The organism is Microbacterium deferens (assembly GCF_045517775.1).
Lineage (GTDB): Bacteria > Actinomycetota > Actinomycetes > Actinomycetales > Microbacteriaceae > Microbacterium.
In genome coordinates, this window is record NZ_JBEUWT010000001.1 from 2,003,909 (window position 1) to 2,024,819 (window position 20,911).

20 protein-coding genes are annotated in these 20,911 nt (G+C 71.8%); 14 read left to right on the top strand and 6 right to left on the bottom strand.

Annotated elements, in window-relative coordinates; genetic code table 11:
* Positions 1 to 83: 83 nt before the first annotated feature.
* The gene (locus ABTU82_RS09490) at positions 84 to 548 is read left to right on the top strand and encodes a hypothetical protein (RefSeq protein ID WP_407173095.1); all 465 of its coding nucleotides are present in this window, start codon (positions 84 to 86) and stop codon (positions 546 to 548) included.
* On the opposite strand, the gene ABTU82_RS09495 is transcribed toward ABTU82_RS09490, so the two are convergent.
* Complete coding sequence (locus ABTU82_RS09495) at positions 535 to 1,458, bottom strand: phosphoribosylaminoimidazolesuccinocarboxamide synthase (protein WP_407173097.1); 924 nt, start codon at positions 1,456 to 1,458, stop codon at positions 535 to 537. The two genes, ABTU82_RS09490 and ABTU82_RS09495, sit on opposite strands and share 14 nt — an antisense overlap.
* A gap of 116 nt (positions 1,459 to 1,574) precedes the next feature.
* Here ABTU82_RS09495 and ABTU82_RS09500 point away from each other — a divergent pair, with 116 nt between their 5' ends.
* Together ABTU82_RS09500 and ABTU82_RS09505 are read left to right on the top strand one after the other, a co-directional pair.
* Positions 1,575 to 2,198, top strand: coding sequence for a PadR family transcriptional regulator (locus ABTU82_RS09500; protein ID WP_407173098.1), 624 nt, complete (start codon positions 1,575 to 1,577; stop codon positions 2,196 to 2,198).
* Positions 2,195 to 3,709, top strand: a complete 1,515-nt coding sequence (locus ABTU82_RS09505; RefSeq protein ID WP_407173100.1) for a DHA2 family efflux MFS transporter permease subunit — start codon at positions 2,195 to 2,197, stop codon at positions 3,707 to 3,709. The genes ABTU82_RS09500 and ABTU82_RS09505 overlap by 4 nt, the downstream gene beginning before the upstream one ends.
* Positions 3,710 to 3,775: 66 nt before the next feature.
* On the opposite strand, the gene ABTU82_RS09510 is transcribed toward ABTU82_RS09505, so the two are convergent.
* Positions 3,776 to 4,144: a MerR family transcriptional regulator gene (locus ABTU82_RS09510; RefSeq protein WP_116647106.1), complete on the bottom strand. Its 369-nt coding sequence runs from the start codon at positions 4,142 to 4,144 to the stop codon at positions 3,776 to 3,778.
* A 133-nt stretch (positions 4,145 to 4,277) separates the two neighbouring features.
* Here ABTU82_RS09510 and ABTU82_RS09515 point away from each other — a divergent pair, with 133 nt between their 5' ends.
* Positions 4,278 to 5,783 carry a SulP family inorganic anion transporter gene (locus tag ABTU82_RS09515; RefSeq protein ID WP_407173102.1) on the top strand — a complete coding sequence of 502 codons (1,506 nt, stop codon included), beginning with the start codon at positions 4,278 to 4,280 and terminating at the stop codon, positions 5,781 to 5,783.
* A gap of 20 nt (positions 5,784 to 5,803) precedes the next feature.
* On the opposite strand, the gene purD is transcribed toward ABTU82_RS09515, so the two are convergent.
* Positions 5,804 to 7,075: a phosphoribosylamine--glycine ligase gene (gene purD / locus ABTU82_RS09520; protein WP_407173104.1), complete on the bottom strand. Its 1,272-nt coding sequence runs from the start codon at positions 7,073 to 7,075 to the stop codon at positions 5,804 to 5,806.
* A 125-nt stretch (positions 7,076 to 7,200) separates the two neighbouring features.
* Here purD and ABTU82_RS09525 point away from each other — a divergent pair, with 125 nt between their 5' ends.
* Positions 7,201 to 7,569: a sterol carrier family protein gene (locus ABTU82_RS09525; RefSeq protein WP_116647109.1), complete on the top strand. Its 369-nt coding sequence runs from the start codon at positions 7,201 to 7,203 to the stop codon at positions 7,567 to 7,569.
* On the opposite strand, the gene ABTU82_RS09530 is transcribed toward ABTU82_RS09525, so the two are convergent.
* Together ABTU82_RS09530 and ABTU82_RS09535 are read right to left on the bottom strand one after the other, a co-directional pair.
* The gene (locus tag ABTU82_RS09530) at positions 7,543 to 8,556 is read right to left on the bottom strand and encodes a WxL protein peptidoglycan domain-containing protein (RefSeq protein ID WP_407173105.1); all 1,014 of its coding nucleotides are present in this window, start codon (positions 8,554 to 8,556) and stop codon (positions 7,543 to 7,545) included. The genes ABTU82_RS09525 and ABTU82_RS09530 overlap by 27 nt on opposite strands.
* Before the next feature lie 73 nt (positions 8,557 to 8,629).
* The gene (locus ABTU82_RS09535; protein WP_407173107.1) at positions 8,630 to 10,447 is read right to left on the bottom strand and encodes a hypothetical protein; all 1,818 of its coding nucleotides are present in this window, start codon (positions 10,445 to 10,447) and stop codon (positions 8,630 to 8,632) included.
* A gap of 181 nt (positions 10,448 to 10,628) precedes the next feature.
* Between ABTU82_RS09535 and ABTU82_RS09540 the strand changes: the two genes are divergently transcribed.
* The 6 genes from ABTU82_RS09540 to ABTU82_RS09565 all read left to right on the top strand — a co-directional run bounded on the left by ABTU82_RS09540 (position 10,629) and on the right by ABTU82_RS09565 (position 16,457).
* The gene (locus tag ABTU82_RS09540; protein ID WP_407173109.1) at positions 10,629 to 11,729 is read left to right on the top strand and encodes a heme/hemin ABC transporter substrate-binding protein; all 1,101 of its coding nucleotides are present in this window, start codon (positions 10,629 to 10,631) and stop codon (positions 11,727 to 11,729) included.
* A gap of 92 nt (positions 11,730 to 11,821) precedes the next feature.
* Complete coding sequence (locus ABTU82_RS09545) at positions 11,822 to 12,859, top strand: FecCD family ABC transporter permease (RefSeq protein WP_407173318.1); 1,038 nt, start codon at positions 11,822 to 11,824, stop codon at positions 12,857 to 12,859.
* Positions 12,859 to 13,665: a heme ABC transporter ATP-binding protein gene (locus ABTU82_RS09550; RefSeq protein ID WP_407173111.1), complete on the top strand. Its 807-nt coding sequence runs from the start codon at positions 12,859 to 12,861 to the stop codon at positions 13,663 to 13,665. The genes ABTU82_RS09545 and ABTU82_RS09550 overlap by 1 nt, the downstream gene beginning before the upstream one ends.
* Positions 13,662 to 14,825, top strand: a complete 1,164-nt coding sequence (locus ABTU82_RS09555) for a hypothetical protein (protein ID WP_407173112.1) — start codon at positions 13,662 to 13,664, stop codon at positions 14,823 to 14,825. Before ABTU82_RS09550 ends, ABTU82_RS09555 begins: the two co-directional genes overlap by 4 nt.
* Positions 14,822 to 16,060 carry a hypothetical protein gene (locus ABTU82_RS09560; RefSeq protein WP_407173113.1) on the top strand — a complete coding sequence of 413 codons (1,239 nt, stop codon included), beginning with the start codon at positions 14,822 to 14,824 and terminating at the stop codon, positions 16,058 to 16,060. The genes ABTU82_RS09555 and ABTU82_RS09560 overlap by 4 nt, the downstream gene beginning before the upstream one ends.
* Positions 16,061 to 16,112: 52 nt before the next feature.
* Positions 16,113 to 16,457: a potassium transporter Trk gene (locus tag ABTU82_RS09565; protein ID WP_116647115.1), complete on the top strand. Its 345-nt coding sequence runs from the start codon at positions 16,113 to 16,115 to the stop codon at positions 16,455 to 16,457.
* Here the strand turns inward: ABTU82_RS09565 and ABTU82_RS09570 are convergent, their stop codons facing one another.
* Positions 16,458 to 17,072 carry a zinc-binding alcohol dehydrogenase gene (locus ABTU82_RS09570; RefSeq protein ID WP_407173115.1) on the bottom strand — a complete coding sequence of 205 codons (615 nt, stop codon included), beginning with the start codon at positions 17,070 to 17,072 and terminating at the stop codon, positions 16,458 to 16,460.
* Between the two features lie 204 nt (positions 17,073 to 17,276).
* Between ABTU82_RS09570 and ABTU82_RS09575 the strand changes: the two genes are divergently transcribed.
* From ABTU82_RS09575 to purF, 3 genes are all read left to right on the top strand, one after another.
* Positions 17,277 to 18,122 carry an endonuclease domain-containing protein gene (locus ABTU82_RS09575; protein ID WP_407173117.1) on the top strand — a complete coding sequence of 282 codons (846 nt, stop codon included), beginning with the start codon at positions 17,277 to 17,279 and terminating at the stop codon, positions 18,120 to 18,122.
* Positions 18,123 to 18,258: 136 nt separating this feature from the next.
* A complete protein-coding gene (gene purM, locus ABTU82_RS09580; protein ID WP_407173118.1) occupies positions 18,259 to 19,389 on the top strand; it encodes a phosphoribosylformylglycinamidine cyclo-ligase in 1,131 nt (376 codons plus the stop codon).
* Positions 19,390 to 19,395: 6 nt separating this feature from the next.
* Entirely contained in the window at positions 19,396 to 20,904 is a 1,509-nt protein-coding gene (gene purF, locus ABTU82_RS09585) for an amidophosphoribosyltransferase (RefSeq protein ID WP_116647119.1), read from the top strand.
* Positions 20,905 to 20,911: the final 7 nt, after the last annotated feature.

A 20,911-nucleotide genomic window follows, 5' to 3' on the forward strand; every position in this document is an offset into this window, starting at 1 on the left:
ACGGCATGCGGCCGCCCCGATCCCGTGCGCCCGGGGGTACCCCGTGCGCTCGGCGTGCCCGATCGGTGCTCTACGGTATGCGGATGGAGATGCGTCGTCGGGGATCGTTCGTGCTCGCGGTGGGGATGCTCGCGTCGGCCGGTCTCTTGTCCGGATGCGCGCCGCTGATGACGTGGACCGCCCCGCCCGCCGCGCCGGCGGCCGGGGCGACCCCGGCCGAGAGTGTCGCGCCCGCGGACGGTGAGGGCGACGACTGGGTGGTCGTCTCCTTCGACGATCGGGAGGCCGAGTCCGATCTCGATCCGATGGACGAGCTGCTCGAGACCGAGCTCGCAGCCGACCAGGCGCTCGCCGACGCGGACGCGGGATGGATCGACGGGAACGACGTCGGCAACGGCACCTACGAGCTCTACTTCGTCGGGGACGACACGGAGGAGATGTGGATGCTGCTCGAACCGGTCTTCGCCGACGCCCCGGTCCCGTGGTCGGAGGTACGGCTCTACGACGGGTTCGACGACCCGACGCCTCGCGTGATCACGCCGCGGTGAGGCGCTCGAGCAGCTCGGCGTAGCGGTCGCGGGTGCGCTCGACGACGTCGGCGGGGAGCGCGGGCGGCTCGCCCTCGCGGTCGGACCAGTTCGCGGCGAGCCAGTCGCGCACGATCTGCTTGTCGAAGCTGGCCATGCGCTCCTCGGGCGTGGTTCCCGAGGCCCAGGCCGCCGCATCCCAGTATCGCGACGAGTCGCTCGTGAGCACCTCGTCGGCCAGCGCCAGGGTGCCGGCGGAGTCGCGACCGAACTCGAACTTCGTGTCGGCCAGGATGAGCCCGTGCTCCTCGGCGGTCGCCGCCGCGCGCCGGTAGATCTCCAGCGACGTGTCGCGCAGCTGCGCCGCGCTCTCGGCGCCGACGATCTCCACGGTGCGCTCGAACGAGATGTTCTCGTCGTGCTCGCCGAGGGGTGCCTTGAACGCGGGGGTGAAGATCGGCTCGGGCAGTCGGTCGCCGTTGGACAGGCCCGCGGGCAGGGCGATGCCGCACACGGTTCCCGACGCCCGGTACTCGGCCCACCCGGATCCCGTGAGGTAGCCGCGCACGACGCACTCGATCGGCTCCATCTCGAGCGAGCGCACCAGCATCGATCGGGCGACGACCTCTCGCGGGATGATCTCGCGAGGCTCCTCACCGACGAGCACGTGGTCGGCGATCAGGTGGTTCGGGATGCGAGGGCCCCCGTCGCCGCCGCCGAGACGGTCGAACCACCACAGGCTCAGCGCGGTGAGCAGCTCGCCTTTCTGGGGGATGCCGGGGGAGAGCACGTGATCGAAGGCGCTCACGCGGTCGCTCGCGACGACGAGCATGCGGTCGGTGGCCCCGTCGGAGCCGTCCGGCACGTAGAGATCGCGCACCTTCCCGGAGTAGACGTGACGCCAGCCGGGCAGTTCGGTCGTCGAGCTCATGCGCCCATTATCGCGGGGGCGGCGCGGTGCGCGATTCGGCGAGCCCGCCGGTGCGGTGGTGTCGCGCCACCCGAAGGCATATAGTCCACGTGGACTAGTCGAGATGGAGTGACCGAATGAGCGACGCCGCCCGCCTGACGCCCCTCGGGGTCGTCGTGCTCGCGCTCCTGCGCGAGGGCGAGATGCATCCGTACGAGATGATGCGGATCCTGCGTCAGCGCCGCGACGACCGGCTCGTGCGCATCCAGAACGGCACGTTCTACCACACCGTCTCGCGGCTCGAGCGGGCGGGGCTCGTCATCGAGGTGGGGGTCGATCGCGACGGCAACCGCCCCGAGCGCACCACCTACCGGCTCACCGATGCGGGTGAGACGGCCGTCGTCGAATGGGTGCGCCGAGAGCTTCCTCGCATGGATCGCCCGGCGGAGTTCCGCATCGCGCTCGCCGAGGCCCACAACCTCGACCGGGGCGAGGTCGTCGCTCTCCTCGCGGAGCGTCGCATCGCCCTCGTCGCCGAACTCGACGGACATCGGGCGGGGCTCTCCGACTCCACCACCCGGGGCGTCCCCGATCAGTTCCTCGTCGAGGTGAGCCGCCAGGCCGCCGTCCTCGACGCCGAGCTCGCCTGGCAGGACGCCCTTCACGCGCGCCTCGTCGACGGCTCGCTCCCGTGGGGGGTCGATGAGATCCCCGACCACGTACGTCACTCCAACGCCGCTATCCGAAAGTCCCTGTCATGACTTCACCGCGCACCGCGCCCGTCGCCACAGCCACCCCCGAGAGAAGCCCCTGGCCCGCGCTCTTCGCGCTCGTCATCGGATTCTTCATGATCCTCGTCGACACCACGATCGTCTCGGTCGCGAACCCCGCGATCAAGGCGGCCCTCGACCCCGCCACGACCAACCTCGACAACGTCGTGTGGGTCACCAGCGCGTACCTCCTCGCCTACGCGGTTCCGCTGCTGATCACCGGACGCCTCGGCGACCGCTTCGGCCCGAAGAACATCTACCTCATCGGTCTCGCCGTCTTCACCCTCGCCTCGCTGGCGTGCGGCCTGTCGGGCTCGCTCGAGGTGCTCGTGATCGCGCGCGCCGTGCAGGGGCTCGGCGCCGCGATGATGACCCCGCAGACGATGGCCGTCATCACCCGCACCTTCCCGGCGAACCGCCGAGGCGCCGCCATGGGCCTGTGGGGAGCCACCGCGGGCGTCGCGACGCTCGTCGGGCCTCTCGCCGGCGGGCTTCTCGTCGACGGATTCGGCTGGGAATGGATCTTCTTCGTCAACATCCCCGTCGGCGTGATCGCGTTCGTCGCGGCCTGGCGTCTCGTCCCGAAGCTCACGACGAGCCCGCACCGGTTCGACATCCTCGGCGTGATCCTCAGCGCGATCGCCCTGTTCCTGATCGTGTTCGGCCTGCAGGAGGGCGAGCACTACGACTGGGCGGGCTGGGTGTGGGCGATGATCGCCGCCGGCGTCGTCGTGCTCGCGGTCTTCATCTGGACGCAGGCCCGCACGAAGGCCGAGCCGCTCGTGCCTCTGGCGCTCTTCCGGGAGCGCAACTTCTCGGTGTCGAACCTCGCGATCACCACGGTCGGATTCACCGTGACGAGCATGACGCTGCCGCTGTTCTTCTTCATCCAGCTCGCCCGCGGGCTCACTCCGACCCAGTCGGCGCTCCTGCTGATCCCGATGGCGGTTCTGTCGGGCGTGCTCGCGCCCTTCGCCGGCCGGCTGCTCGACCGCACCGACCCGCGTTTCCTGCTGGTGCCCGGACTCGCACTCGTGGCCGGATCGCTCGTCTGGTATTCGACGCTGATGAACCTCGACACCCCGATCTGGATGTTCCTCCTGCCCTCCGCGATGATGGGCATCGGCAACGCGGGCATGTGGGGCCCCCTGGCGACCACCGCGACGCGGATGCTGCCGCGCGATCAGGCGGGCGCCGGCGCGGGCATCTACAACGCCACCCGCACGATCGGTTCGGTGCTCGGCTCGGCCGCGATCGCCGCGTTCATGCAGTCGCGGCTCGAGGCCAACCTCCCCGGCGCGTCGGATGCGACCAGCGGGTTCGCCGGCGGAACGCTGCCTGCCGCGGTGGCCGGGCCCTTCGCCGAGGCGATGTCGCAGACGATCCTGCTTCCGGCCGCCGTGATGGTGGTCGGCATCGTCGCCGTGCTCTTCCTCCGGCGCCCCACGGTGATCCCGGCCCGCGGGGCCGCGCGGGCCGATCGCGCGGTCGTCGAGAACTGACGCGATGCCGGATGCGGGGGGCCCGGCGCCGGGGCGTCGGTCCTCAGCATCCGGGATCGGCTCGTCTCACTCCTGGTCGGTCAGGGCGAGGAAGTCGTCGACGGCGGCGAGGTCGCGGCGGAGCTTCTCGCCGCGTGATCTCGCCGCTTCGGCGAAGTGGGTGCGGCGCTCGGGGCTCAGGGCGGCGAGCGGATGCTGCGGCGAGGCGTCGCGCGAGGCGGCGAGCTCGGCGATCTCGTCGAGGCTGAAGCCGAGCGGCTTCATGAGCATGACGAAGCGGCCCTTCTCCTCGTCGGCCTCCGAGTACACGCGGAAGTTGCCGTCGCTGCGCCCCGAGGGCGTGAGCAATCCGATCTCGTCCCAGTGCCGCAATGAGCGCTGCGAGAGACCGAGGCGGTCGGCGAGCTCGCCGATGTGCATCGTGCGGTCGCCCATGTCGCTCCAACCAACCCTTACGTAAGGGTAGAGTTTCTCCCGGCGGTCTCTCCGCCTCCTCCATTCTCTTCGCCCGGCGTGCTCGCGCCGCCCCGGCGCGCGACCCCATCCCTTCAGATCCCCGGGAGTCTCCATGTCCATCGCCCCCGCCGGCCCCGCGCGGCCCCGCATCGAACCCACCGTCCTGCAGGCGCTGCGGAGCCCGCGCCTGCTCACCCGCGAGGTGCTGGCGGGGCTCGTGGTGGCGATCGCGTTGATCCCCGAGGCCATCGCGTTCTCGATCATCGCGGGCGTCGATCCGCGCGTCGGACTCTTCTCTTCGTTCGTGATGGCCGTCGCCATCGCGTTCCTCGGTGGTCGTCCCGCGATGATCACGGCGGCCACCGGCGCGGTTGCGCTGGTGATCGCCCCCGTCGTCCGCGACCACGGCATGGACTACTTCATCGCGACCGTGCTGCTGGGCGGGGCCATCCAGATCGTGCTCGCCGTGGTCGGGGTGGCCAAGCTCATGCGCTTCATTCCGCGCAGCGTCATGGTGGGCTTCGTCAACGCGCTCGCGATCCTCATCTTCATCTCGCAGGTGCCGCACCTCATCGGCGTCCCCTGGGCGGTCTATCCCCTGACGGCCGCGGGCCTTCTGGTGATGTTCCTCATGCCGCGTCTCACGCGTGTCGTGCCGGCGCCGCTGGTCGCCATCGTGCTGCTCACGGCGGCCGTCGTCGTCTTCTCGATCGCGGTGCCGACGGTCGGAGATCAGGGCGAGCTGCCGCGGAGCCTGCCCGAGCTCTTCCTGCCGCAGGTGCCCCTCACCCTCGACACGCTCGCGATCATCGCGCCGTACGCCCTGGCGATGGCGGTGGTGGGACTCCTCGAATCGCTGATGACGGCGAAGCTCGTCGACGAGATCACCGACACCCACTCGCCCAAGACCCGCGAGGCGTGGGCACAGGGTGCGGCCAACATCCTCTCGGGAGCCTTCGGGGGCATGGGCGGCTGCGCGATGATCGGCCAGACGATGATCAACGTGAAGGCCTCCGGTGCCCGAACGCGCATCTCGACGTTCCTGGCCGGCGTGTTCCTCCTGGTGCTGGTGCTCGTCTTCGGCGACGTGGTCGCGATCGTCCCGATGGCCGCGCTCGTGGCCGTCATGGTGGTCGTCTCGGTCGCGACCTTCGATTGGCACAGCGTGCGCCTGTCGACCCTGCGGCGCCTGCCCAAGAGCGAGACCGCCGTCATGGTGCTCACCGTCGCCGTGACCGTCTGGTCGCACAACCTCGCGATCGGGGTGATCGTGGGCGTGGTCGCCGCCATGGTGCTCTTCGCCCGTCGCGTGGCGCACTTCGCCACCGTGACCCGCAGCGACGCCGGCGACGACGCGGTGCGCTACACCGTCGACGGCGAGCTGTTCTTCGCGTCGAGCAACGACCTCACGACCCAGTTCGACTACGCGTCCGACCCCGACCGCGTGGTCGTCGACCTCTCACGCTCGCACGTCTGGGACGCCTCGACGGTGGCGGCCCTCGACGCGATCGAGACGAAGTACGCCGCGCACGGCAAGAGCGTCGTCTTCGAGGGGATGAACGAGGCGACGACAGCGTTCCACCGTCGGCTCAGCGGGGGTCTCGGCGCCGGCCACTGAGGCCGGGCGTTGCCGCGCGATCAGTACGCGGCGACCCGCGCGGCGATGTCGGTGCGGTACTGACCGCCCTCGAGCTCGATCGCCTCGATCGCGCGGTACACGCTGGCACGCGCCTCGGCGAACGTCGTACCCAGCGCCACGACGCTCAGCACGCGGCCACCGGTGGCGACCAGGCCGTCGTCGACGCGGGCGGTCGCGGCATGCGCGAGGTGCACGCCGTCGACGTCGGCCGCCGCATCCAGCCCGCGCAGGGTGCGCCCGGTGAGGGGCGCCTCCGGGTAGCCGGCGCTGGCGAGCACGACGGTCACCGCGGTGGCGTCGGCGAAGGCGGGCCGCGGGTGGCTCTCGAGGGTGCCGGAGGCCGTCGCCAGCAGCAGCTGCGACAGCGGGTCGACGAGGCGCGGCAGCACGACCTGGGTCTCGGGGTCGCCGAAGCGCGCGTTGAACTCGATCACGCGGACCCCGGCGTCGGTGAGGATGAGGCCGGCGTAGAGCAGCCCGATGAACGGCGTGCCCTCGGCGTCGAGCTGGCGGACGACGGGCTCGGCCACCTCGCGGGTGACCAGGTCGACGAACTCCTCCTCGCCGCCGAAGCGCTCCGACAGCCACGGCAGCGGCGAGTACGCGCCCATGCCGCCGGTGTTCGGGCCGGCGTCTGCGTCGCGCAGGCGCTTGTAGTCCTGCGCGGGGCTGAGGGGTCGAACGGTGTCGCCGTCGGAGAGGAAGAACAGCGACACCTCCGGGCCCTCGAGGAACTCCTCGATCAGCACGGGGCCGCGGGGGAGGAACGCCTCCGCGTGGCCGATGGCCTCGGCGCGGTCGCTCGTGACGATGACGCCCTTGCCCGAGGCGAGGCCGTCGGCCTTGACCACGTAGGGCGCGCCGAACTCGTCGAGAGCTGCGGCGACGGCGGCGGAGTCCTGGGCGCGCAGGGCACGGCCGGTGGGCACCCCCGCCGCATCCATCACCCGCTTCGCGAACGCCTTGGAGCCCTCGAGCTGCGCCGCCGCCTTGCCGGGGCCGAACACGGGGATGCCACGCGTGCGCAGCGCATCGGCGACGCCGGCGATGAGAGGCGCCTCGGGGCCGACGACGACCAGGTCGATCGACTCGTCGTCGGCGAAGGCCGTGACGGCATCGGGGTCGTTCGGATCGAGGTCGACGAGGTGCGCGTCGGAGGCGATGCCGGCGTTGCCGGGCGCGGCGAAGATCGCGTGTGCCTCATCCTCCGAACGCAGGGCGAGGATGATGGCGTGCTCGCGCGCACCGGAGCCGAGGACGAGGATTCTCACCCGCCCACCCTATCGACCGCGTTTTCGCGCGCGCTTGTTCAGAACGCAGGACGAATCGACGCGCAGGCGGTGCAGGGGCCGCGGCAGCGCCGTCTCTCCTGCATTCTGCGCGTAGCGTGGGGGCCATGGCGCGACGCATCGAGACCGGCGACGGACGCGCGGCACTGGGGGCGGTCTCGGCCGCCGATGCCGCCGGCCACCCGCCGGCGCGCACCGACCTCGCAACCGCCGTGCGCTACCTGCTGCAGCTGCTGGTCGAGAAGGCTCCGGGCAACTCCGTCGAGGTGCGGGTTCCTCCGTTCGGTGCGGTCCAGGTGATCGAGGGGCCGCGGCACACCCGCGGCACGCCGCCGAACGTCGTCGAGACCGACGCCGCGACGTGGATCGCCCTGGCCACGGGCGGCGAGGAATGGGTGGATGCTGCGGCCGCGGGCCGCATCGTCGCGTCGGGCGTGCGAGCCGACCTCTCAGCCCTGCTTCCCCTGCGCCCCTGACGGCGCGCCCTCGGTCGTCGGCCCGGCCGCGCGCCGACGGCGGACGAGCATCACGGCGGCTACGACGAGCCCGGCGACGACCACGAGGAGCGCGACGAGGCTCCACGGCACGGCGGGCGCGGAGAAATCCGTAACGACGGATGCGAGCTGCCCCGCCCCGAGCCCGACGCCCTCGGGGTCGATGACGACCGCCCCCGATACCCACCCGAGGGCCGAGACGGGGAGGGTGCGGCGCACCTCGATCGTCGAGCCCGGGATGACCTCGTCGAGCTGCTCCGCGGGCGTGCGGCTCGCGAACAGTCCCACGGGGCCCGCGGCCTCGATCGCGCCGACGCCCGTCAGGCGGGTGTTGCCGGTGTTGCGGAGGGCGTAGTCGACCGTCAGCGTTCCGGCCTCGAAGGGGTTCCACGACGGTGTGTACGCGGCGCGCACGTTCTCGACCTGGGCGGCGGGCAGCAGGGTGCCGGCCACGCGGACGTTGATGCGGGTGCCCAGGCGGCGTTCCACCGACAGGATGGCCGAGGCGTCGGCGCCCGCGAGCGACGTCACGAGGCCCGCGGCGTGGTCGCCCGGCTGCGCGCCGTCGGGCACGGTGAGGGTGAAGGGGATCTCGGCCTGGGCGCCCGGTTCGAGCACGATCTCGGAGGTCGCCACGCTCACCCAGAGGCCGGCGTCATCGGAGTCGGACGCCTCGGCGACGAGGTCGATGTCGCCCCCGGCCGTGGTGAAGGCGTCGGCGGCGTAGACGTCGAGGGGCAGGGCGACGGTACCCGTGTTAACGACGACCATGGCGTCACTGACGGTGGCGCCCGGTTCGAGGTCGTAGCTGAAGCTGCCCCGCCCCGTCCCGTTTTCGCTGTCGACGGTCTTCACCGTCCACGCGACGCCGCCGCTGTCCGCCGCGATCGCGGGGGTGGCGAGTCCGAGGACGAGGAGGGCGGATGCGATCGCGGCGGCGAGCATCGTCGTGGAGCGCTGAGCGGGCACGGCGGGTCTTTCGGGTCAGGGGTCTGCGGGGGCGGACGCGGGGCCCCGGCGGTGGCCGGGACCCCGCGCACGCTCACTCCGACAGGGCGGTGATGGTGATGGTGCTGGTGTACTGACCCGCCGGGGTCGTGCCGGGAAGCACGAGCGACAGGTCGGCGCCGACCGTGGCGGTGACGGCCGCGGTCGACGATGCGAGGGCGCGCGAGGCCGCGAGCCCGGTGCCGCCGAGCTGGCTCGAGGTGACCGGTGCGCCCGCCGAGACGAGGCTGCCGCCGGCGACGATCTTCGGGGTCCAGCCGAGGAAGCCGGCCGTGAAGGTCTGCGCACCCGAGGTGAAGTCCGACGCCTGCCCGGCGATCGACCAGGTGTACGGCGACGTTCCGCCGGCGCGGGTGTCGGTCACGACGATGTCGGTGAGCGATCCGGAGGCGACGAAGTTCGTGCCCTCCTGCGCGGCGACGCCGAGGTTCGCGGGGCTCGAGCCCGCGAACGCCCAGCCGAACGAGCCGGTCGCCTCGTCGACCCACTCGGGGATCTCGACCACCACGTCGTCGGCACTCGTGAAGGTGAGCGGCGTGAACGTCTCGAACGGGGCGTACACGGTGCCGCTGCCGCCGTAGGTGTAGATGCCGTAGTTGCCGGCGAGCAGGTCGTTCGCCTCCGAGGCCGAGACGGTGATCTGGGCGGAGAATGATCCGTCGGCCTGCAGCGTGATCGCACCGGCGTTCGCGCCGCCGATCGTCGCCGCGCTCGCCTCGGGGACGGCCCACTTCTGCGTCAGCACCTTGCGCGCCGAGCTCGCCGCCCCCGCGGAGGGCTTCCACGCGTCGAGGAACTTGCCGAACACGACGTAGGCGCCGCTGAACTGCCCGGCCAGCGGCGGGCGGGTGCCGTCGGTGGCGGTGCCGCTCGGCACGAAGCCGGACCCGGTGACCGTCAGGGTCTCACCGGCGCGAGAGATGCCTTCCGTCTTCGAGACCGACACCGACGGTGCGGCCGGAGCGGCCGCGACGGAGTAGCTCACGCTGATCGGGCTGGCCGGCTTGGCGGCGTCTCGCGATCCGCCCGAGGAGTACCAGTAGCTCGACTGACCGGTGAGGTTCTGGAAGTCGACGTACGACTGCGGGAACGACCCCCAGTTCGCGCCGGTGCGCGCCTGAGCGGTGCCCGTCGTGGTGACCTCGACGCCCAGGTAGGCGGGCGTCGCCGTGAAGCCGGTGTCTGAGACCTGGCCGGCCGCGATGTCGGCGAGCACGATCTGCTGGTCGGCGATCGGCACCCACTGCGTCTGGTCCTCCATCGACGTGCCGTAGCCGCTGGCCGTTGCCGTCAGCTGACCGTTGCCGTCCGCGTCGAGCGAGAGCGTCGGGTCGGACGCGGTCCAGTACGTCAGGCCCCCGTAGAAGGCGACCGTGAAATCGCCGTCCCACGCGAGCTGTACCGAGCCGTCGGAGGCGACCTGGCCCTGGCCGTCGGAGATGGTGACCTGGATCTTCGTCAGCGACGTCGTCGACGCCGCGCTCACGGCGGTGCCGGAGGGGTTCTTGCACTTGTCGGCCCAGGCCACGGGCACCTGCGTGCCCGTGGCGTCGGGCTTGGTGACGGTGACGTTGCCCGCGGTGGTCTGGAAGAAGCCGTCGGCCTCGGTCCAGACGCGGGAGCTGCCGGTGTTACCCGCCTTGCCGGCGCTGAGGAAGTTGCAGCCGCCGAAGAATGCGCCGCCTCCCGCTTCGCCGCTCAGCCCCCAGCTGAGGGTGGCGTTGGTCACCGCCCCCGCGGTCGCCGCCTGCGCGGGCGCAGCGAAAGCCACCGCGCCGCCGAGGGCCAGCGCCGCGGCCGCGACGACGGCGGCCGCGCGGTTGAACCGCCGACGCATGGTCGAAGAATCCACGTTCGTTCCTTTCGTGATGCCATCCCGTGCCGCGCGGCGATGTCGGGTGCCGGGCGTCATCCTGAGAAAAGGATGTGGGATAGTAGGTGAGGCTTACCTAACCACGACCGAGCTCACTCGGGCAACATGGAAGTAAGCCTTACCTAACTTCGACCACCTTCCGACCCGCCCGGGGGCCGTCATGACCATCACCGAGAGACGTCGCTCGTTCTCCCTGTCCGCCGTGCTGCTCGTCGCGGCGCTGGCGCTCGCCGGGTGCACCGGTGCCGCAGCCGGCCCCGGCGACGCGGCCCCCGCGACCCCGCCGCTCGCGGAGGCCTCGCCGATCGCCGACCCGCTGTCGTGGCAGGGCCCGTCGACCGCGGTCGCCGCCCACGGTGCGATAGACCCCGTCACCGACGGCGCGGCAGCACTGCCCGCGACCGTCGTCGACGCGCAGGGGACGACGGTCACCGTCACCGACACGTCGCGCATCCTCGCCCTCGACATCTACGGGTCGCTCTCCCGCATCGTCTTCGAGCTCGGACTGGGCGAGTCGGTCGTGGGGCGCGACGTGTCGAGTGCGTTCCCCGAGGCATCCGATCTGCCCCTCGTCACCGCGAACGGTCATGAGCTGAGCGCCGAGGCCATCCTCGACGCCGCCCCGACCGTCATCCTCACCGACACCAGCCTCGGTCCGTGGGACACGGTCCTGCAGATGCGCGACGCGGGCATCGCGGTCGTCGTCGTCGACTCGCACCGTTCGATCGACACCGTCGGCGCATTGACCCAGCAGGTCGCCGACGCCCTCGGCGTGGCCGAGCGGGGGAAGACGCTCGCCGCACGCACCACGGCGGCCGTCGACGCCAAGGTCGCCGAGATCGCCGCCGTCGCCCCGGCAGACCCGTCGCAGCGGCTGCGCATGATGTTCCTCTACGTGCGGGGGCAGTCGGGCGTCTACTACCTGTTCGGCGAGGAGTCCGGCGCCGACACCCTCATCACGGCCCTGGGCGGCGTCGACATCGCCGGCGAGATCGGCTGGCAGGGGATGCGCCCGGTCACCGACGAGGCGCTCATCGACGCCAACCCCGATCTCATCCTGATGATGACCGACGGGCTCGCCTCGGTCGGAGGCGTCGACGGGCTCGCCGAGCACCTCCCGGCCGTCGCCCAGACCGACGCCGGCCGCAACCGCCGCATCGTCGACATGGCCGACGCGACGATCCTGAGCTTCGGTCCGAACACCGCGCAGACCCTCGACGCGCTCGCCGTGGCGATCTACGCGCCGGAGTCGGCGGGGTGAGCGCCGCGACCCAGGCGGTCGCCGTCGCCGCCCCCGTCGCCGTCCCGAGTCGTCGGGATCGCCGTGCGGTCACGATCACGACCTTCGTCGCGATGGGCGTGGCGCTCATCGTGCTGACGGTCGTCTCGGCCGGCACCGGGCAGCTCTCGATCCCTGCCGCTGAGGTGCTCGGGTCGTTCGCCCGAGGGTGGAACGGATTCGTCTCCTCGGTCGGCGCGGGCTGGATGTCGCTGCCGAGCGGTGCGGCCATGACGCACGTGAACGGCGAGGCGACCCTCTGGCTCGTCCGCCTTCCGCGCCTGCTCATGGCGGTGCTCGTCGGTGCCTCGCTCGCGACCGCCGGTGCCGTCATGCAGGGCGTGTTCCGCAATCCGCTCGCCGAGCCCGGGGTGATCGGCATCTCGTCGGGCGCGGCCGTCGGCGCGTCTGCGGTGATCGTCTTCGGGCTGTCGTTCGCCGGGCCTCTGACCCTGCCGCTGTTCGCCTTCCTCGGCGGACTCGCCGCGACCATCGTCGTCTACACCTCGGCGCGCGCCGATGGGCGCACCGAGGTGGTCACGCTCGTCCTCACCGGCATCGCGGTCAACGCGATCGGGGGCGCGGCGATCGCCCTGTTCACCTACCTCGGGTCGACCCAGGAGCGCGAGCAGATCGTGTTCTGGCAGCTCGGGTCGCTCAACGGCACGCGGTGGCAGGACGTCACGATCGTCGCACCGCTGGTGGCCGTGGGTGTCGTCGTCTGCCTGCTGCTGTCGGCAGACCTCGACCTGCTCGCACTCGGCGAGCGGCAGGCAGAGCACCTCGGTGTGCGGGTGGAGCGGTTGCGCGTCGTCGCGATCGTCGTCATCGCGCTCCTCACCGGGGCCGCGGTGGCTTTCTGCGGCATCATCGGCTTCGTCGGACTGGTGGTGCCTCACCTGATGAGGATGCTGCTCGGCCCGGGCCATCGGCTTCTCCTTCCCGCCAGCGCACTGGGCGGAGCGGTGCTGCTCGTCGCCGCCGACCTCGTCGCGCGCACCGTCGTGCCGAACTCGGAGCTTCCTATCGGCATGATCACCGCCCTCATCGGCGGCCCCTTCTTCTTCTGGCTGCTCCGGCGCACGCGGCGCCGCTCCGGGGGGTGGGGGTGATGGCCGCCGTGCTGCGTGCACGCAACGTCGGCGTGTCGATCGGCGGCCGCCGGCTGCTGGACGGCGTCGACCTCGACCTGCACCCCGGCGAGATGCTCGTGCTCGTCGGACCCAACGGGGCCGGGAAGTCCACGCTCCTGTCGGTGCTCGCCGGCGACCGCGTGCCCGACGACGGCGAGGTCGAACTCGACGGTCGGCGCCTCGAGCGCCACCGCGTGGAAGATCGTGCCCGTCGGCGGTCTGTGCTCACCCAGAGCAACGAGGTGTCGTTCCCCTTCCTCTCGGCCGAGGTGGTCGCCATGGGGAGGGCACCGTGGCGTCGGCGGCCCGAGGCCGACCGCGACGATGATGCCGTCCGCCTCGCGCTCGCCGCGAGCGAGGTCGAGGCGTTCGCGGCGCGTCCGGTGACCTCCCTCTCGGGCGGCGAGCGGGCGCGCGTCGCCTTCGCACGCTCGTTCGCACAGGAATGCGCGATCGCGCTGCTCGACGAGCCCACCGCGAGCCTCGACATCCGGCACCAGCACCGCGTGCTCTCCCACACCCGCGCCCGTGTCGCAGCCGGTGGCGCGGCGGTCGTGGTGCTGCACGACCTCGCACTCGCGGCGGCCTACGCCGATCGCATCGCGCTGCTCGAGGCCGGGCGGCTCATCGCCGTGGGCGCCCCCCGGGAGGTGCTCGATCCCGACCTGCTCACGCGGGTGTACCGGCATCCCATCCACGTCGTCGACGGGCCCGGGGGTTCGCTCCTGGTGATCGCCGACCCGTCCGCCACCCCCTCCGACTCTTCCGAGGAGCGCATCGCATGACCGCCAGCACCCACCGCCGAGTCCGACCGCTCGCCGCCCTCGCGATCGCCTCGGCGATCGCGACCTCGGCGATCGCGGCTGCGACGCCTGCCTGGGCGGCCGCGGGCGTGACGGTCACCGGTCCCGACGGCAGCGGCCTTCTGTCTGCCGAGTACGCGACGGAGGTGACGGTGAGCGGCACCGGCTTCCAGTCGATTCCGAAGGGCTTCGGCGGCGTCTACGTGCTGTTCGGCTGGGTCGATGACGCCGCCGGCGGGTCGTGGCGCCCGTCGCAGGGAGGCGGGGTCGGCAGCGACTACCGCTACGTCCCCGATGCGGAGTCGGCCGACAACGCCGGCTACCAGCGATTCCTCGCGTTCCCGGGCAGCCAGACCGAGTCCTCGGCCAACGGAGTGCTCGCCGCCGACGGGTCGTGGACCCTGTCGATGGTCGTGCCTGGCGCCATCTTCGAGAGCCAGGACCGCGACGGCCGGGTGTCGGAGGTCGACTGCCGCGAGGTCACCTGCGGAATCATCACGATCGGTGCGCACGGCGTGAAGAACGCCAACAACGAGACGTTCACGCCGGTGCGTTTCGGTGCGGCACCGGCGCCCGCCGCGGGCGGGGCGGTAGCTCCCGCGGCGGCTCCCGCGGCGGCTCCCGCAGGCTCCGTGCGGGTCGGACTCGCGTCGGGCTTCGTCGAGGCGGGCACCTCCATCGTCTTCACGGGTCAGGGGTTCACGCCCGGGGAGCAGGTGGTGGCCTCGCTCGACTCCGGACTCACCGCGGTCGGGCCGCTCACCGCCGGTTCGCTCGGCGAGGTCGCGGGGGCGCTCCCCGTGCCGTCCGACGCGCGCGACGGCACCCACCTCGTGAGCCTGCGCGGCGCGGCATCCGGGGTCGTGGCCGAGGCCGAGGTCACCGTCACCGGCAGCAGCGCGACCGCGGGCCTCGTCTCCGCGGCGACGCCCGATACGCCGCAGTGGGTGGTGGTCGTGCTGCTGTCGAGCATCGTGCTCGCCGTCGTCCTCATCGTCACGAGTGTGATCGCGGGGTTGCGTCGTCGTCACCGGCGCAAGAAGGCGCGGAAGGCGGATGCCGCGGTCGCGGTCGCAGCTGCGACGGCCGCAGCATCCGAACCCGTGGCCCCGTCCACGACGGCGATGGAGGTCGTGCGATGACCCGCCGTCTTCTGGCAGCCGTCGCCACCCTCCTCGCCGCGGGCGCCCTCTCGCTCGGGGGCGTCGCCCCCGCGGTCGCGGCGCCGGATGAGATCACCGTCACCGTTCCCGAGTTCGTCGAGGTGCCGGTGAGCCCGGGCGGCGGCACGACGATCACGAACGCGCAGCTGCGCTGGGGCCTCAACACCGAGGCGGGGGCCGGTGCCTTCGCCGGCGGGTGCAACTTCCTCAGCGCGGGGCGCGCCGGCGACGCCGGCAGCGCTCGCGTCTGGGGCGCGGGCGACGGGCTGTATGCGGCCCGTGCCGGTTCGGTGCGCATCGAGAAGCCCACCGCCGCCGGCGAGTGGGTGCCGGCGTCGTTCGACACCCGGTGCCTCGACCCGGAGGGTCGTGCGGTGACCACGTCGAGCGTGACCCGCGCCTCGGGGAACGCCGTGGTGATCGACGGCGGAACCGGCTCCGTCCGCGCCGACGGCGGCATGGATCTGCGCTGGAGCGGCTCGTTCACGGTCGTCTTCTACGGGGGCATGACCTACTGGTCGGTCACCGACCCGGTGCTCACGATCGACGCCTCCGGCGCGGGTCGCCTCGTGGGCACGGCCAGCGGGTGGGGCACGTCGATGGACGACACGACGAAGTGGGAGAAGCTCCCCGACCAGTCGATCGTGCTCGCCGAGGTGCGCGGCGTCGACTCCTCGGCAGGCGCCGGGTTCTCGGTGGTTCCGGAGTACCTGGGCGTCACCGTCACGGAGGGCCAGGCGCCCCGCACCGCGCAGAACCAGGTGTACTGGGGATCGTTCCCGCAGAGCTTCGTCGACTACCAGAGCCGCACGGGCCAGCGCGCATACTGGCTGACCTCCGGCGGGGTGCGCGACCCCGCCAAGCCCGCGACCGCGCTCACCGTCAGCTACGACGCATCCGCCCCGGTCACCGCCCCCGCGGCGGGCGTCGGTGGCGGCGCGCAGGCTGCCGGCGCCACGCCTTCCAACCCGGTGCGCAGGGCCCCGGCGATCGCGTCGCCCCCCGAGGTGCCGTCCGTCCCGTCACTGCCGATCGTCGCGACGGCCGCGCTGACGACCGTGCCGTCGCCCCGCGGGCTCGTGCCCGACACGGCGACCGCGATGTCGCCGGTCGTGGTGCCGCTGCTCGGCACGGCCGCGGCATTGGGGCTGTCGATCATCGCCGTGCTCGGTCTCATGCAGCTGCTGCCCTGGCAGCGCAGGACGATCTCCTAGGCGTCGAGACACCGGCGGCGCCACGCGGGGCGCGCGGTGCGACAATAGGGGTATGGCCGCCCAGCCCGAGTACGCACCGCCTCCCTCCGTCACCGACGAGGTCGAGACGGTCACCGTGCGCCGGGCCCCGAAGTACAGCGTCTTCCTCGTTGCGGGCGCCGCGCTCGGCATCGTCATGGCGATGATCCTGACGCTGGCGTTCTCCCGCCCCGCCGAGACCAGTCAGTACACGGGAATCGAGTACGCGCCCATGCAGGTGTTCGGCTTCATCGCCCTCATCTGCGTGCCCGCAGGGATCGCGATCGGCGGTGTCGTCGCGCTGATCTTCGACCGCACGGTCGGGCGACGAACGCGCGAGGTGGTCGTCGACCACGAGCGGGTGCAGCTGCCCGACTGATCAGGCGAGCTCGGCGATGATCGGGTGGATGGCCGCGTCGAACGCGACCACGTCGCCGCGCAGTCCGTCGGTCACGGCGACCGTGAGCGAACCGATCCACCACACCCCGCGCTGGGTCAGCGGAAGTACTTGCACGTTGAGCTCGAACGAGTGCGCGCGCCGGCCGACGCGACGCTCGTGCTCGGCGATCGCGCTGGCGTAGGCGCGATACGACACCCCGGGCCTGCCGCCCGAGTCGGACGAATACCGTGCGTTCTCGGCCCGCGCGTAGGCGAGAGAGGCCCTCGCGTGCGGCACGATCGCGGCCCGCAGATCGGCCGTTCCCTGGGCGGGCAGCGCGATCATGGTCTCGAAGTCGTCGACGAGCTCGAGCGGAACGGGCGAGGGGTGGGCCTGCGGCTCCACCGTCATCGCCCAGTACTCTCGCCACTGGCGCTCCAACCGGGACTGGGTCTCGTCGTCGCGCTCGGGGCCGGTGCGGGCGGGCACGCCGCGCAGGTGGGGCAGCTCGTCGGGGGAGCGCACCCCGATGGCCTGCCGGAGGTAGAGCGCGAGCAGCACCGCGACCCCCGCGTCCTCGCGGATCGTCCACTCCGGACCGCCGGTGCCCGCCATGCCGCCATTGTAGGTGCGCGCCCCGCCCCCGGCGGAGGAGATCTCACGAGCGGAGGATGCTGCGGACGCTCCGGGTCAGCCCCCGGTGAGAACTCCTCCGTTCGTGACACCGCCCGCTCCTCCCCAGCCGCTGCGCGCTGCGGTTCGTCCCCATCCCTCCGGCGCGTCGAGCGGAGGGATCCTCTCGTCGGTCAGGGTCGGGGGATGCGTGAACGCGATCTGGCACGACTCGTGACGGCTCTGCGGGCGGGAGGCGGTCTCGTCCGCAGCATCCGTCTGGTCCGGGAGGGTCATCCGCACCGCACCATCACTGCGGCGATCGAACGCGGGCTCGCCATCCGGGTCCGGCGGTCGTGGATCGCCCTGCCCGACGCCGACCCCGCCCTCCTCGAAGCGGCTCGGGCCGGGGTGGTGCTCTCGTGCATCACCCAGGCCCAGCGGCTCGGGCTCTGGGTGCTCGATGCATCCGAGTGGCACGTCGCCGCCCCGCCGAATGCGGGCCGCGTCGATGTGCCCGCCGGGGTGCACGTGCACCGGGCCCGGCCCCTTCTCCCGCGAGCCGCCGACGTGCTCGGCGATCCGATCCAGAACGTGCTCGCCCTCGTCGCGGCCTGCCAGCCGTTCGAGACGGCGCTCGCGGTATGGGAATCGGCGCTCCGCACGCAGCGGGTCGACGCTCTCGAGCTGCAGCGTCTTCCCTTCGGGGCGCGGGCGCGCGAGATCCTGGCTGTGGCCCAGCCGTTCTCCGATTCGGGGCTCGAGTCGTTCGTGCTGCCGAGGCTGAGGTGGATGCGGTTGCGCATCATCGCGCAGGCGTGGATCGCCGGGCGCCCCGTCGACTTCCTCATCGGTGACCGCCTGGTGCTGCAGATCGACGGCGGCCATCACGTTGGTGCCCAGCGCGAACGCGACGTGCGGCACGACGCCGAGTTGGCACTGCGCGGGTATCACGTGATCCGCGTCGGGTACCGGCAGGTCGTCGACGACTGGCTGTCGGTGCAGGATCTCCTCTCTCGCGCCGTCGCTCAAGGACTCCACCTCGCCGCCTGACGTGCAACCACGGGAGGAGATCTCACGAGGGGAGGACCCCTGGGGCCTGCAGCATCCTCCCCTCGTGAGAACTCCTCCGTTCGACGGCGGCGGTCACGGCGCAGACCGCGCCGCAGCGCGCCGGTAGGCTGTCACCGTGGCTGAAGCTCCCCGCAATCCCTACTCCGACGCCGGCGTGGACACGGCTGCGGGTGACCGCGCGGTCGAGCTCATGAAGGCCGCCGTCCGCCGCACGCACGGCCCCGAGGTGCTCGGCGGCGTCGGCGGTTTCGCCGGCCTGTTCGACGCCTCGGCACTGCTCGGCTACAGTCGGCCGCTGCTGGCGTCCAGCACCGACGGCGTCGGCACGAAGGTCGCGATCGCGCAGGCCATCGACAAGCACGACACGATCGGCCTCGACCTGGTCGGCATGGTCGTCGACGACATCGTCGTGGTGGGAGCCAAGCCGCTCTTCATGACCGACTACATCGCGTGCGGCAAGATCTTCCCCGAGCGCATCGCCGACATCGTCGCGGGTATCGCACGCGGCTGCGCCGAGACCGGCACCGCGCTCGTCGGCGGCGAGACGGCGGAGCACCCGGGCCTGCTCGGTCCCCACGACTACGACGTCGCCGGCGCGGCCACGGGCGTGGTCGAGGCCGATCGGATCCTCGGCGCCGAGCGCGTGCGCCCGGGCGACGTGGTGCTGGCCCTCGCCTCCAGCGGCCTGCACTCGAACGGCTATTCGCTCGTGCGTCACATCGTCTCGGGCCGCGGCATCCAGTACGGCGACGTCGCCGCCGACTTCGGCGTGACGTGGGGTGAGGCGCTCCTCGAGCCGACCCGCCTCTACACGACCCCTCTCCTCGGACTCGTCGACGCCCTCGGCGACGGCGTGCACGCGCTGACCCACGTCACCGGTGGGGGCATCGCCGCGAATCTCGCGCGCGTGCTGCCGCGCGGCACCTGGGTCGACGTCGATCGCTCGTCGTGGTCGCCGCCGCCGGTCTTCCGCGTGCTGGCTGACCTGGGGGCTCTCTCCCTCACCGAGACCGAGGGCACGTGGAACCTCGGCATCGGCTTCCTCGCGGTCGTCTCGGCCGAGAAGGCGGATGCTGCCGCCGCCCATCTGACGGCCCTCGGCATCCAGACGTGGCCGGTCGGCACGATCCACGACAGCGCCCTCCCCGACGGCGACTTCGAACAGGGCGCCAAGGGCGTCGACGGGGGAGCAGTGCGGCTCGTGGGCGCCTACGCCGACGGCTCATCCGAAACCGGAGCGAACTAACACCACATGTGCGGAATCGTCGGAATGGTGGGCCAAGGCCCGGTCAACCAGGAAATCTACGACGCCCTCCTCCTCCTGCAGCACCGCGGGCAGGATTCGACGGGTATCGCCACGGCCGAGTCGAACGGCATCTTCCACATCTCCAAGGCGCGCGGCATGGTGCGCGAGGGCTTCCGCACCCGTGACATGCGCACGCTGCTCGGCGGCATCGGCCTCGGGCACGTGCGCTACGCCACGAAGGGCACCGCGTCGAACGAAGAAGAGGCGCAGCCGTTCTACGTGAACGCGCCCTACGGCATCGTCCTCGTGCACAACGGCAACCTCACGAACACCCGCGAGCTCACTGACGAGCTGTTCCACCGCGACCGCCGCCACCTCAACACGAGCTCCGACACCGAGCTGCTCGTGAACATCCTCGGCTCCGAGCTGCAGTCCGAGATCGGCGGCCCCGACCTCGACCCCGCGCAGGTCTTCGCCGCGGTGACCCGCGTGCACCAGCGCGTCGAGGGCTCGTACGCCGCGATCGCGTTGATCGCCGGATACGGCCTGCTCGCCTTCCGCGACCCGTTCGGCATCCGCCCGCTGATCCTCGGCACCCGCGCGGCCGACCCGTCGGCGCCCGTCGGCGAATCGATCGGCGTGGAGCCGGTCGGGCACTCCGGCGCGTACGAGTGGGTCGTCGCATCCGAGTCGCTCGTGCTCGAGAACGCGGGCTTCGAGGTCGTCCGCGACCTGCTGCCCGGTGAGGCGGTCTTCATCACCCTCGACGGCACGCTGCACACGCGGCAGTGCGCACCCGACCCCCAGCTCGTGCCGTGCTCGTTCGAGTACGTCTACCTCGCCCGGCCCGACTCGGTGATGAACGGCATCGCCGTGTACGAGTCGCGGTTGCGCATGGGCGACCGCCTGGCCGACACGATCGCGAAGTACACACCGATCGAGGCCATCGACGTGGTCATGCCCATTCCCGACTCGTCGCGTCCGGCGGCCATGCAGGTGGCGCGCAAGCTCGGCATCGAGTACCGCGAGGGCTTCTACAAGAACCGCTACGTCGGGCGCACCTTCATCATGCCCGGGCAGGCGGTGCGCAAGAAGAGCGTGCGACAGAAGCTCAACGCCATGTCGAGCGAGTTCAAGGGCAAGAACGTGCTGCTCATCGACGACTCGATCGTGCGCGGCACCACGAGCCGCGAGATCATCCAGATGGCCCGCGACGCCGGTGCGAAGACGGTCACGTTCGCGTCGGCGGCGCCGCCCGTGCGCTACCCCCACGTGTACGGCATCAACATGCCCTCACGCGAGGAGCTCGTCGCCCACAACCGCACGATCCCCGAGATCGCCGAAGAGCTCGGCTGCGATTACCTCGTCTACCAGGAGGTCGACGACCTCAAGGCCGCGATCCTCGAGGGCTCCGACGTCACCGACCTCGATATGAGCTGCTTCGACGGTCGCTACATCACCGGCACGGTCTCGGCCGAGTACCTCACCTGGGTCGAGGGTTCGCAATCCTCGTGACCCGGTC

Excerpts from the sequence above, each read along its gene's own strand:
- ABTU82_RS09565 (WP_116647115.1), top strand. The coding sequence starts at position 16,113 with ATGGCCGCCCAGCCCGAGTACGCACCGCCTCCCTCCGTCACCGACGAG.
- ABTU82_RS09490 (WP_407173095.1), top strand. The coding sequence starts at position 84 with ATGGAGATGCGTCGTCGGGGATCGTTCGTGCTCGCGGTGGGGATGCTC.
- ABTU82_RS09560 (WP_407173113.1), top strand. The coding sequence starts at position 14,822 with ATGACCCGCCGTCTTCTGGCAGCCGTCGCCACCCTCCTCGCCGCGGGC.
- ABTU82_RS09575 (WP_407173117.1), top strand. The coding sequence starts at position 17,277 with ATGCGTGAACGCGATCTGGCACGACTCGTGACGGCTCTGCGGGCGGGA.
- ABTU82_RS09515 (WP_407173102.1), top strand. The coding sequence starts at position 4,278 with ATGTCCATCGCCCCCGCCGGCCCCGCGCGGCCCCGCATCGAACCCACC.
- ABTU82_RS09495 (WP_407173097.1), bottom strand. The coding sequence starts at position 1,458 with ATGAGCTCGACGACCGAACTGCCCGGCTGGCGTCACGTCTACTCCGGG.
- ABTU82_RS09510 (WP_116647106.1), bottom strand. The coding sequence starts at position 4,144 with ATGGGCGACCGCACGATGCACATCGGCGAGCTCGCCGACCGCCTCGGT.
- ABTU82_RS09540 (WP_407173109.1), top strand. The coding sequence starts at position 10,629 with ATGACCATCACCGAGAGACGTCGCTCGTTCTCCCTGTCCGCCGTGCTG.
- ABTU82_RS09545 (WP_407173318.1), top strand. The coding sequence starts at position 11,822 with ATGGGCGTGGCGCTCATCGTGCTGACGGTCGTCTCGGCCGGCACCGGG.
- purF (WP_116647119.1), top strand. The coding sequence starts at position 19,396 with ATGTGCGGAATCGTCGGAATGGTGGGCCAAGGCCCGGTCAACCAGGAA.
- ABTU82_RS09500 (WP_407173098.1), top strand. The coding sequence starts at position 1,575 with ATGAGCGACGCCGCCCGCCTGACGCCCCTCGGGGTCGTCGTGCTCGCG.
- ABTU82_RS09525 (WP_116647109.1), top strand. The coding sequence starts at position 7,201 with ATGGCGCGACGCATCGAGACCGGCGACGGACGCGCGGCACTGGGGGCG.
- ABTU82_RS09570 (WP_407173115.1), bottom strand. The coding sequence starts at position 17,072 with ATGGCGGGCACCGGCGGTCCGGAGTGGACGATCCGCGAGGACGCGGGG.
- ABTU82_RS09505 (WP_407173100.1), top strand. The coding sequence starts at position 2,195 with ATGACTTCACCGCGCACCGCGCCCGTCGCCACAGCCACCCCCGAGAGA.
- ABTU82_RS09550 (WP_407173111.1), top strand. The coding sequence starts at position 12,859 with ATGGCCGCCGTGCTGCGTGCACGCAACGTCGGCGTGTCGATCGGCGGC.
- ABTU82_RS09555 (WP_407173112.1), top strand. The coding sequence starts at position 13,662 with ATGACCGCCAGCACCCACCGCCGAGTCCGACCGCTCGCCGCCCTCGCG.